The following is a 10,440-nucleotide window of genomic DNA, read 5'->3' on the forward strand; positions in this document are numbered from 1 at the left end:
TCGCTCTTTCCTCTAATGTACCAACTATTTAACAGTAGGTACCGACTTTTTAGCAGAGGAAGAAGAAAGTGACAGGCTAATAATTTACTACCGTTGTGAGTTCCAAACTACTCCACTGTAACGGATTTTGCCAAATTCCTTGGCTTGTCGACGTCACAATCGCGGTGCAGGGCCGCATAGTAAGCCAAAAGCTGCAAAGGTATAACAGAGATAAGCGGTGTGAGCTGTTCATGAACGACTGGCAGGACGAATGTATCTTCGTCTGTTTCCAGCCCTTTCATGGAAATGATGCAAGGATTGGCTCCGCGGGCTGCCACTTCCTTGACGTTGCCGCGAATGCTCAGATTTACGTTTTCCTGGGTGGCTAGGGCGATGACCGGGGTTCCTTCCTCAATCAGGGCGATGGTGCCGTGCTTCAGCTCGCCGCCTGCAAAGCCTTCCGCCTGGATGTAGGAAATCTCCTTAAGCTTTAGGGCACCTTCGAGGCACACATAATAGTCGACTGCCCTTCCAATAAAGAAAGCGTTCCTTGTGACAGTCAGGAATTCCCGAGCGATGTGCTCCATGATTTCCTTTGAATCGCACAGTGCTTCCATAGCATTCGCCACAATGCCCAGCTCCTGGACGAGATCGAAGCCGATTTCGCGGCCGCGGCTCTTCGCTGAAACTTCGGCAACAATAGCGAGGACAGCCAGCTGGGCTGTGTACGCCTTCGTGGATGCAACGGCGATTTCAGGGCCGGCATGGAGCAGAAGCGTATAATCTGCTTCACGGGAAAGCGTCGAGCCCGGAACGTTCGTGATTGTCAGGGCCGGATAACCCATTTCCTTTACCTGTACAAGGACGGCGCGGCTGTCGGCTGTCTCACCGCTTTGAGAAATGAAAACAAACAGCGGCTTTTCGGACAGGATCGGCATATTATAGCCGAACTCGGACGAAATATGGACCTCGACCGGTATTCCTGCGAGCTTTTCAATCATTTGCTTACCGACAAGCCCCGCATGGTAGGAAGTACCCGCGGCAATAATATAAACCCTGTCAGCTGCAGTGATGGCCTCAACGATTTCGCTATCAATCGATAAGCCGCCGTTTTTATCCTGGTATTTCTGGATAATTTTACGCATGACAAGCGGCTGCTCGTCAATCTCTTTCAGCATATAGTGAGGGTAAGTGCCCTTTTCGATATCACTTGCATCAAGCTCGGCCTTGTATGGCGAGCGGCTGATAGTTTCGCCCTTCAGATTCTGGATTGTCACTTCATCCTTCTTTACGATGACAATTTCCTTATCCATTAGCTCTACAAATTGATCGGTTACCTGAAGCATCGCCATTGCGTCGCTGGCGACAACATTGAACATATCGCCAAGGCCTACAAGCAGCGGGCTCTTGTTTTTCGCGACATAGATGGTTTCGTTGTCTTCCTCATCGAGCAAAGCAAGTGCATACGAACCCTTAAGAAGGGTAAGCGTCTTGCAGAACGCCTCAAGCGTGCTCAGGCCCTCATTCGCAAAAAGGTCGATCATCTGGACGATGACTTCCGTATCTGTATCGCTTTGTAGCTCGACACCCTGCAAATAATCGCGCTGAAGCTCCGAATAGTTCTCGATTACACCGTTATGGACGAGTGTAAACCTGCTCGTGCCGCTCCTGTGTGGATGGGCGTTCCTGGTGCTTGGCGCGCCATGGGTTGCCCAGCGGGTATGGCCAATTCCGGCATTCGCGATGACGGATGTGTCAACGATTTTCCTCAGATCCGCAATCCGGCCCTTTTCCTTGAATACCTGAACGCCTTCGTTGCTCATGACAGCGATTCCCGCAGAATCATAACCACGGTATTCAAGCTTTTCAAGGCCTTTCAGCAAAATTTCTTTTGAATCTTTATTTCCTATATATCCAACGATTCCACACATATTCTAGTCCTCCTGTTGCAAAGAGGGCAAGACCGTGCCGAGGGCAAAGCTTGCCCCCTTATCTCCGTATTGTTCTCTATTAGGATGCCTTGGCAAATCATCCTTTATGAGTGCGCAGCTTGCGTCCCTTTGTCCATTGAGTCGCCTCAATGATTTAAGGAGCAATTTTCGGCCGTGCGCTGCGGCCGGGAGGCATCCGCCGAAACATTCGATAAACCTCCACCTCGTCAACTAACCCCTTCTTCGTCCAGGTTAGTTCTGGCGCTTTTATAACTTTGCAAACCCCTGTCCACCTTTCTATTCTTGAATAAATTGGAATTTTTTTCAAAACTATTTAGCAAACAAGCAGTTTACATGTTACATGAAGATAGTGTATGCGTCAAGATGAAGAGTTCCTTGTTTTTTACCCAGGGAGATTGGACTAAAAACTGCTTGGATGATAATAAAATATGCATAAGGGAACACTTCCGTTCCCTTATGCATTGGATAAGCACTACTCCTTTAGACCCATTTCTGCTTCTACTACCGTTGCAATCCGGTTGACATAGTCCCTGCACAGATCCTCTGTCGGAGCTTCCGCCATGACCCGCACAAGTGGCTCTGTCCCCGATGGACGGACAAGGATGCGCCCGTTTCCAGCCATCTCCGTTTCAACCTGGGTAATGATTTCTTTTACTTTGTCATTGTCGGTAACATGGTATTTGTCTGTTACCCGGATGTTGACAAGGATTTGCGGGAATTTCTGGATTTCGTTCGCCAGCTCGGATAGCGGCTTCTTTGTCGCTTTCATGATATTCACAAGCTGAAGGCCGGTCAAAAGCCCATCACCGGTTGTATTGTAATCAAGGAAAATGATATGCCCCGACTGTTCTCCGCCAAGATTGTAACCATTCTTCTTCATTTCCTCAACGACATAGCGGTCGCCAACTGCTGTCTGGACGCTTTGAATGCCGTTCCTCTCTAGCCCTTTATAAAATCCAAGGTTGCTCATAACGGTTGATACGACCGTAGAGTGCTTCAGCCTGTTTTGTTCCTTTAAATACTTGCCGCAAATGTACATGATTTGGTCGCCATCCACGACAGCTCCGTTTTCATCAATTGCAATGACTCGGTCTCCATCTCCGTCAAATGCAAGCCCGATGTCCGCATCCTTTTCCTTTACAAAAGCAGCCAGTGCCTCTGGATGGGTGGATCCGACTCCCGCGTTAATATTCAGGCCGTTTGGCGAAGCTCCCATCGTTGATAGGTCTGCTTCAAGATCGGCAAACAGATGGGTTGCCAGAGAAGATGTCGCCCCGTGCGCGCAATCAAGCGCGATATGGATGCCGGAAAAGTCTTCATCAACCGTTTGTTTAAGGTATTGCAGATATTTCTGTCCACCCTCAAAATAGTCATTCACAAGGCCAAGGCTGGCACCCACTGGACGGGGAAGGTTGTCCTCCGGCAAGTCCATCAGCTGTTCAATTTCATTTTCCTGTTCATCGGAAAGTTTGAATCCATCCGGACCAAAGAATTTAATTCCGTTATCTTCAACAGGATTGTGCGAAGCTGAAATCATTACGCCCGCCTGCGCTCCCAAAGCCTTGGTTAGATATGCTACTCCAGGAGTGGAGATAACGCCAAGCCTCATTACCTCAGCTCCAATCGAAAGGAGGCCAGCGACAAGCGCACCCTCAAGCATATGGCCGGATATGCGGGTATCACGCCCGATAATCACTTTTGGCCTCTCTTTGTCTTTCGTGAGGACGAATCCCCCAAACCTTCCCAATTTAAAAGCAAGTTCCGGTGTCAGTTCGCTGTTGGCGACACCCCGTACTCCATCGGTCCCGAAATATTTTCCCATTCTACAATCGCTCCTTCTACTGAATCCACATCAAATGGTGGTTATGCATCTGTTTTTGTTATTGTAATGGTAGCCGTTGTTTTGGCCATCCTCCAGGAAACATCTTTAGGCCCGTCGACCTCTATGTCAACATCATGATCGCCTTCATCCAAACCCGTAAGTTCAACAAAAAGCCGGAAGTCGGAAGGTCCGATCGAATCTATTTTATCGGCTGGACCATAGACAAGCAGGCTTGTATTTCCGCCCTCCGGGTCTTTGAAAACAACCTTTTGATCGGGGGAAAGGCCCCTGATGCTCACCGGGATGGAAGAAATCTGCTTTTCCTCTTCATCAGATCGTACCTTGACAGTTACTTTGACAAGTTCAGGAGAAACCTTTTTAATTCCTTCCGAAATGATAACCGGAACAGTTACCGTTCCGCTCTCTTTTATTTTGCTTAAATCTACCTCTGCCCTTACTGCCTTTGTGGCGGCAAGGACGTCCTCATCGGCGGTGATGACAGCTTCCTTCACATCGGCGTCAATTGATTCAAGTACCAGTCCGTCTGGCAGGGAGCCCTTTTGGACGATATTGATCGGCACCTGCTTCGTCAAGCTTTTGATTGGAATGGTCACTTCTACCGAATCAGGTTCAACAATGACACTGAGTTTGTTCAGTTCTCTGTCAAATACCCGTATTTTTGCATCCCTTGTTGTGGTTTGTTCAATTGGCCTCTTCAAATCAACAGTGGCTTTTACATAGGTGATGCTGTCAATGATATCCCTCGCGCCGGTGATCTTCACTTTATCCGGGTTAACCTTTGGCGATGACGCCGCGAACCCGTCTTTTACCATTGAGGTGTTGTACTCGGGTTCGACACTGAATTCCTTCGTTATTCTCTCCTGGATTGAAATATTCACCGTTGATGGAGAAACCACCGCATCCAGTTTATCAGATAAATCGCGAACCTTCAGTTTAACAGACCTGTTCCCAATCTGGGCCCCCTCGAGGTCCACATACACTTCAAAATTCCTCAATGCTTTAGCATTTTGGACGTGGCTCTTCGGCCCGGTAATTTTTAGGTTCACTGTATCGGGTATCCCCGTTACGATGAGATTTTTTGTATCATAATACGCATTGACGGGAACATCTTTTATCGTTTCCGCCGTCTCATCGCCCGGTACGTAAAATTCATTCGGCTTCTTTCCTTCGGTTGCCGGTACAGAGGAATAAAGCAGGAATGCGAGCAACAGGGCGACAACTTTTACAAACCAGCTGTGATCCAGCATTTTATCCATTTTTCTTCATCCTCCAATTCCAAAGGGTTGAAGATGTTGTTTTTCCCCTGTCTTTTCCTACAATTTCATTGTTTATCATATCCTTGAAGGTATCCATGCTTAAATCCCGGTACAACTCCCCGTTCTTTGTAAGCGAGATGCTTCCTGTTTCCTCGGACACAACGATGGTGATGCTATCGGTCACCTCGCTGATTCCGAGCGCTGCTCTATGCCTTGTCCCGAGCTCCTTCGAAATGAACGGGCTCTCCGATAATGGCAGGTAACATGCGGCTGCGGCTACATTATTTTTTTGCAAGATAACAGCCCCATCATGCAGAGGCGTATTCGGAATAAAAATATTGATTAACAGCTCTGAAGAAATCTTCCCATCAAGCCGGATGCCTGTTTCAATATAGTCAGTCATCCCTGTTTCCCGCTCAATTGAAATAAGAGCCCCAATTCTCCGCTTCGCCATATAATCGGTGGCCTTGAAAATGGCGGACGCCGTTTTTTCGAGTTCTTCCTCTTCCTGCCCGCTGCTTCTCGAAAAAAACCGTCCGCGGCCGAGCTGTTCAAGCGCTCTTCTTAATTCAGGCTGAAATATGATGATGATTGCGAGGAAACCCCATGTAATAATGTTGTCCACAATCCAGCTTAATGTCCTTAAATCAAAAAAGTCGCTGAGTACCTTCACTATTAGAATGACAAAGATCCCTTTTAAAAGCTGGACCGCCTTTGTCCCTTTTATTAACATAATCAGTTTATAGACGACGTACCAGACGATGGCAATGTCGACTATGCTGGCCAAAGATTTAAAAAGTGAAAAATCTCCAAAAGACATTGGTTTTCCTCCGGTCGTATATTTAAGGAAAAGAGCCGAAAAACCAGCCCTTATTAAAGTGAAAAAGCATATGTCCGAATGCCTGATGCATCCGGCAACTTGGTGCCAGCTTCGTTTTGAAAAAAATACTAACAATTCAATATCATATGTAACTTTCTCATTATACCATAAAATGATTCAGAACGAGGAGTGCTGTGCCAAACGCAAATCGTTCCCTCGGTAGGCCGATAACAAAAATAAGCCACCGATGTGGCTTATTTTTTGTCAGGCTCCTTTTTGCCATCCAGGCTTACAAGTTCTGTTGCCGTTTTTTTAATATGATACCAAATCCAATCGAAGGCGCGGTCGACCTCTTCTATTTTCCCCGTCACATTTCCCGCGGAAGCAAGGTATTGTTCCCCGTTTATTACAGTGACATTACCCTGAACTTCCCCTTCAATTTTTATATCGCCATTTTTTACAATAAGGTCCCCTTTTACAACCTTACCTGCCGGGACAATTACTGTATGGTCCTTAACGACGACCTGGCCAGCGTTAGTGGTCGAGAATTCACGGTCACTATCCCAGGCAGAGAAAAGACTGCCAGCCATTAGGAAAATAAAGACCGCGGCCGCTGTAACAAACGGGTGCCGCTTCATCCAGCGCTGCATTCCAATCTTTTTCTTTTCCTTGGGCAACTTTGCCATAACCGATTGGGTAAAATTATCAGGAGCATGGACATTGGCGGTACTACGAATAAGGGCAACCGTCTTCTTCATTTCATGGAAGACGGTCTGGCAGGCTTTGCACGTGCCCAAATGATCCTTTAATACCTGTTCATGCTCTGGATCTAAATCGTCATCAAGATATTCATGCATATAAACAATTATTTCCTCAGGACAGTTCACATTATTCACCTCTTATACATGTCGTAATTGTTTCCTTAATGCTTCCCGCCCTCGATGAATCCTGGTTTTTACCGTACCAAGGGGCAAATCGAGTATTTCACTTATTTCGTTAAGCGACAATTCTTCGATATATTTCAGGACAATGACTGACCTGTATTTTTCGGGCAGCTTCACTATTTCCCCCTGGATGGTCTCCTGAAGTTCCATCATCTCTACCTCTTTTTCAGGAAGGGGGGAATCAGATGGGATCCTGGAATAGAGGGTCAGTCCTTCCGTTCCGGCCATCTCGGCATCTAAATAATAATCCGGCTTTTTTTTACGGATTCTGTCAATACAGAGATTGGTCGCAATCCTGTACAGCCATGTCGAGAATTTATATTCCTGGTTATAGCTGTTAATATTGACATATGCCCTGATAAAGGCTTCCTGGGCGATTTCTTCTGCCTCATGCCTGTTCCCAAGCATCCTGTATCCCAGCTGGTACAGTTTATCCTTGTACAGCTCGACAATCTCGGCAAATGCATCCTGGTCGCCTTTTTTTATTTGTTTTATTCTTTTTTTGACAAGAGCATCCAATGTTTTACCTCCGCCTCCAATTGCGGCTATGCGATAGTACGAACCGCTTGCAAAAAGGTTTCATTTATTTAAAAACAATTTTAACAAAATCTTACCATATATCTATCTCTGAGGTTTGAAATTATGAAAGAACGGAGATAAAAATAGTAACTTTGAGAAAGGAATTGGTACCCATGCATTGTCAGCTATCCCGTCTGGCCAGGGAAATTGAAACATCCCGGAGAGAAATGGTCCAGCTTGCTTCCAAAGCATCCCTTACAGACAGAAACGTAATCGAGGCCAGCACCAAACTGGACTCTTTGCTGAACACATACCATCTCATGATTAATCAAAAATAAATTAAGTTCGTAATCCATTTAAAAAGCCAGCTGCTACTCATCAAAGTGACAGCTGGTTTCTTGTTTTTTACAATATTGCCCTTACAAAAGCTTCTCGCCGAATAGAGATCCCATCAGTTCCACAGCTACTTTTGCCGTTTTGTTCCGTTCATCAAGAATAGGATTCACCTCAACAAATTCCGCTGAAGTAATCAAGTTGGCTTCGGCCAGCATTTCCATCGCCAGGTGGCTTTCCCGGTAGGTGATTCCGCCAAATACAGGAGTTCCTACCCCGGGTGCATCCTGGGGATCGAGCCCGTCTAAATCGAGAGACAAATGGACTCCGTCCGTCCTGTTTTTAAGATAGGCAATTGTCTCCTCCATTACTTTTGCCATGCCCATTCGATCAATTTCATGCATTGTATAAACTTTAATGCCTTTTTCCTTAATCAGGTCCTTTTCTCCCTCATCAAGCGCCCTCGCGCCAATAATGACAATATTCTCCGGGCTAACTTTAGGGCAGTAGCCGCCTAGTTCCGTCAGCATTTTATGCCCGATTCCCATGCTGACCGCAAGAGGCATGCCGTGGATGTTCCCGGAAGGCGACGTGTCAGCCGTATTTAAATCACCATGCGCGTCATACCAAATGACGCCAAGGTTCTTATAATGTTTGGAAACGCCAGCCAATGTGCCAATTGCTATGCTATGGTCGCCCCCAAGGACTAGCGGAAACCAACCCCTTTGCACAACTTTATCCACTTCTTCGGCGAGCTTGCCATTCTTCTCAGTAACAAGTTCAAGATTCCTTAACTTGGACTCCCTGTCGATGACAACCTCGGGCCTTCCGACAGGTATATCCCCCAAATCCTCTATTTCATCAAACAATGTTTTCAGCCGTTCGACAACTTCAGCATAGCGGATTGCACTTGGACCCATATCCACTCCCCTTCGCAACTGCCCAAGGTCCATTGGCATTCCAATAATGGACAACTTTTTCATTTTAAACTCCCCCTTTATTACATATTGTAACCGCTTGCTTTCCACTGACTCAACTCGACAAACCTTTGAATATATATACAGGATCGCGGGTAAGCTTAATACTTTTTTGTACTTTAAAATGGAAGCAGAATTGTTGCTTTCCCGATCTAATCTCTTTGTCGCACAACGCAATTTTGAGTGAAATCCTTCGCGCATTTTAACTTTACTGACTTTACTCATCTGGATTTGCTTATCCATCAAAACCTAGTGAACAACAAAACACAGGCCGGAGTATCTAAAGTTTTTAAAAGAACAAAAAAGCCTTAAATCCAAATGGATTTAAGGCAAAAAGGTCTTTATGTAAGATGTGATGGTGGAGCCTAGCGGGATCGAACCGCTGACCTCCTGCGTGCAAAGCAGGCGCTCTCCCAGCTGAGCTAAGGCCCCGGATGGAGCGGAAGACGGGGTTCGAACCCGCGACCCCCACCTTGGCAAGGTGGTGTTCTACCACTGAACTACTTCCGCGTATATGAATACTATACTACAAAAGGTTCATTTAAACAACAAAATGAGCCATGAAGGACTCGAACCTTCGACCCTCTGATTAAAAGTCAGATGCTCTACCGACTGAGCTAATGGCTCGATATGGGATAAAGTCCCCTAAAATTAAAATTAGTAAGTCAAATGCTTCGCAATTCATAGCTAATTTATAAAGCTATGCTCGTTGCTCTAAATAAAAAAAGACTGGGCTAGCTGGATTCGAACCAACGAATGACGGAGTCAAAGTCCGTTGCCTTACCGCTTGGCTATAGCCCAATAATATTATTGTCCCCGAAACCGGAGTGCTCATACAACATAAAAAGAACATACATAGTATAGCTCTTTTCGTTTGAACCTATTCAGGAAATGGTGGTGGGGGACGGATTCGAACCGCCGAACCCTGAGGGAGCGGATTTACAGTCCGCCGCGTTTAGCCACTTCGCTACCCCACCGAAAAAATGGTGCCGGCTAGAGGACTTGAACCCCCAACCTACTGATTACAAGTCAGTTGCTCTACCAATTGAGCTAAACCGGCATAATAGAATACTATTAAAATTTATGGTGGAGGATGACGGGATCGAACCGCCGACCCTCTGCTTGTAAGGCAGATGCTCTCCCAGCTGAGCTAATCCTCCATATAAATGGTGACCCCTACGGGATTCGAACCCGTGTTACCGCCGTGAAAGGGCGGTGTCTTAACCGCTTGACCAAGGGGCCTTCATAAAAATAAGCTTCCAAGCGGGCTCGAACCGCTGACCTCTTCCTTACCATGGAAGTGCTCTACCTACTGAGCTATGGAAGCATTATTCCAAATTTTTAAAAGTGGCTCCGCAGGTAGGACTCGAACCTACGACCGATCGGTTAACAGCCGATTGCTCTACCACTGAGCTACTGCGGAATAATTAGTATATCTATACTCCAGTATTGCAATTGTGTTCCCGCCTCAGGAAGACCCGCAAGAAGCGGCTCGGCGTGCACAACTCGCAGCTTATTCGTGGCAGGGATGCTCGTCTCTACCACTGAGCTACTGCGGAATAGTATGAAATTCATACTCTGTTGTGAACCTAATAATCATAGCCCGGCAGCGTCCTACTCTCACAGGGGCAAGGCCCCAACTACCATCGGCGCTGAGAAGCTTAACTTCCGTGTTCGGTATGGGAACGGGTGTGGCCTTCTCGCCATAACTGCCAGACAATGAATTAGACATATTCTATTATAATGCCTTTTCAGGTTTTTTCAAGAGAAATTTCATTCCCTCAAAACTGGATAAGAAGAAGAAGTTTGGAAGAACA

The 10,440-nt window shown here is 46.4% G+C and carries 8 protein-coding genes, 10 tRNA genes and 1 rRNA gene; 1 reads left to right on the forward strand and 18 read right to left on the reverse strand.

All coding sequences use genetic code 11. The features are described 5' to 3' along the window. Nucleotides 1–107: 107 nt before the first annotated feature. The 6 genes from glmS to sigW form a co-directional block, all read right to left on the reverse strand. Nucleotides 108–1,910, reverse strand: a complete 1,803-nt coding sequence (gene glmS / locus DRW41_RS21345; RefSeq protein ID WP_115454040.1) for a glutamine--fructose-6-phosphate transaminase (isomerizing) — start codon at nt 1,908–1,910, stop codon at nt 108–110. Nucleotides 1,911–2,403: 493 nt separating this feature from the next. Further along, entirely contained in the window at nt 2,404–3,753 is a 1,350-nt protein-coding gene (gene glmM / locus DRW41_RS21355; protein WP_115454042.1) for a phosphoglucosamine mutase, read from the reverse strand. Between the two features lie 41 nt (nt 3,754–3,794). Next, complete coding sequence (locus DRW41_RS21360; RefSeq protein ID WP_115454043.1) at nt 3,795–5,030, reverse strand: CdaR family protein; 1,236 nt, start codon at nt 5,028–5,030, stop codon at nt 3,795–3,797. Further along, nucleotides 5,023–5,850 (reverse strand): diadenylate cyclase CdaA, encoded by an 828-nt coding sequence (gene cdaA, locus DRW41_RS21365; protein WP_115454044.1) that lies wholly within the window; start codon nt 5,848–5,850, stop codon nt 5,023–5,025. Before cdaA ends, DRW41_RS21360 begins: the two co-directional genes overlap by 8 nt. 254 nt (nt 5,851–6,104) lie before the next feature. Then, nucleotides 6,105–6,737 (reverse strand): anti-sigma factor family protein, encoded by a 633-nt coding sequence (locus DRW41_RS21370; protein ID WP_115454045.1) that lies wholly within the window; start codon nt 6,735–6,737, stop codon nt 6,105–6,107. Nucleotides 6,738–6,749: 12 nt separating this feature from the next. Then, the gene (gene sigW / locus DRW41_RS21375) at nt 6,750–7,313 is read right to left on the reverse strand and encodes an RNA polymerase sigma factor SigW (protein WP_115454046.1); all 564 of its coding nucleotides are present in this window, start codon (nt 7,311–7,313) and stop codon (nt 6,750–6,752) included. Between the two features lie 173 nt (nt 7,314–7,486). Here sigW and DRW41_RS21380 point away from each other — a divergent pair, with 173 nt between their 5' ends. After that, a complete protein-coding gene (locus tag DRW41_RS21380) occupies nt 7,487–7,651 on the forward strand; it encodes an aspartyl-phosphate phosphatase Spo0E family protein (protein WP_115454047.1) in 165 nt (54 codons plus the stop codon). An 81-nt stretch (nt 7,652–7,732) separates the two neighbouring features. Here DRW41_RS21380 and rocF read toward each other — a convergent pair whose 3' ends face one another. From rocF to rrf, 12 genes are all read right to left on the reverse strand, one after another. After that, nucleotides 7,733–8,629 (reverse strand): arginase, encoded by an 897-nt coding sequence (rocF, locus tag DRW41_RS21385; protein ID WP_115454048.1) that lies wholly within the window; start codon nt 8,627–8,629, stop codon nt 7,733–7,735. Nucleotides 8,630–8,979: 350 nt separating this feature from the next. Beyond that, nucleotides 8,980–9,055, reverse strand: a tRNA-Ala gene (locus DRW41_RS21390). Between the two features lie 3 nt (nt 9,056–9,058). Continuing rightward, nucleotides 9,059–9,133, reverse strand: a tRNA-Gly gene (locus DRW41_RS21395). Nucleotides 9,134–9,177: 44 nt separating this feature from the next. Then, nucleotides 9,178–9,250 (reverse strand) — tRNA-Lys (locus DRW41_RS21400). Nucleotides 9,251–9,352: 102 nt separating this feature from the next. Next, nucleotides 9,353–9,424: transfer RNA gene (locus DRW41_RS21405), tRNA-Gln, on the reverse strand. A gap of 91 nt (nt 9,425–9,515) precedes the next feature. Further along, nucleotides 9,516–9,600: transfer RNA gene (locus DRW41_RS21410), tRNA-Tyr, on the reverse strand. 7 nt (nt 9,601–9,607) lie between these two features. Then, nucleotides 9,608–9,683: transfer RNA gene (locus DRW41_RS21415), tRNA-Thr, on the reverse strand. Between the two features lie 24 nt (nt 9,684–9,707). Continuing rightward, nucleotides 9,708–9,783: transfer RNA gene (locus tag DRW41_RS21420), tRNA-Val, on the reverse strand. A gap of 7 nt (nt 9,784–9,790) precedes the next feature. Next, a tRNA-Glu gene (locus DRW41_RS21425) sits at nt 9,791–9,865 on the reverse strand. A gap of 12 nt (nt 9,866–9,877) precedes the next feature. Next, nucleotides 9,878–9,950, reverse strand: a tRNA-Thr gene (locus DRW41_RS21430). A gap of 21 nt (nt 9,951–9,971) precedes the next feature. Further along, a tRNA-Asn gene (locus DRW41_RS21435) sits at nt 9,972–10,046 on the reverse strand. A gap of 178 nt (nt 10,047–10,224) precedes the next feature. Beyond that, nucleotides 10,225–10,340: ribosomal RNA gene (gene rrf, locus DRW41_RS21440) — 5S ribosomal RNA — on the reverse strand. Between the last annotated feature and the right edge of the window lie 100 nt (nt 10,341–10,440).

The sequence above is a fragment of the Neobacillus piezotolerans genome (genome assembly GCF_003362805.1).
In the GTDB taxonomy this organism is placed as follows: domain Bacteria; phylum Bacillota; class Bacilli; order Bacillales; family Cytobacillaceae; genus Bacillus_D; species Bacillus_D piezotolerans.

Excerpts from the sequence above, each read along its gene's own strand:
- DRW41_RS21360 (WP_115454043.1), bottom strand. The coding sequence starts at position 5,030 with ATGGATAAAATGCTGGATCACAGCTGGTTTGTAAAAGTTGTCGCCCTG.
- glmS (WP_115454040.1), bottom strand. The coding sequence starts at position 1,910 with ATGTGTGGAATCGTTGGATATATAGGAAATAAAGATTCAAAAGAAATT.
- glmM (WP_115454042.1), bottom strand. The coding sequence starts at position 3,753 with ATGGGAAAATATTTCGGGACCGATGGAGTACGGGGTGTCGCCAACAGC.
- cdaA (WP_115454044.1), bottom strand. The coding sequence starts at position 5,850 with ATGTCTTTTGGAGATTTTTCACTTTTTAAATCTTTGGCCAGCATAGTC.
- rocF (WP_115454048.1), bottom strand. The coding sequence starts at position 8,629 with ATGAAAAAGTTGTCCATTATTGGAATGCCAATGGACCTTGGGCAGTTG.
- DRW41_RS21380 (WP_115454047.1), top strand. The coding sequence starts at position 7,487 with ATGCATTGTCAGCTATCCCGTCTGGCCAGGGAAATTGAAACATCCCGG.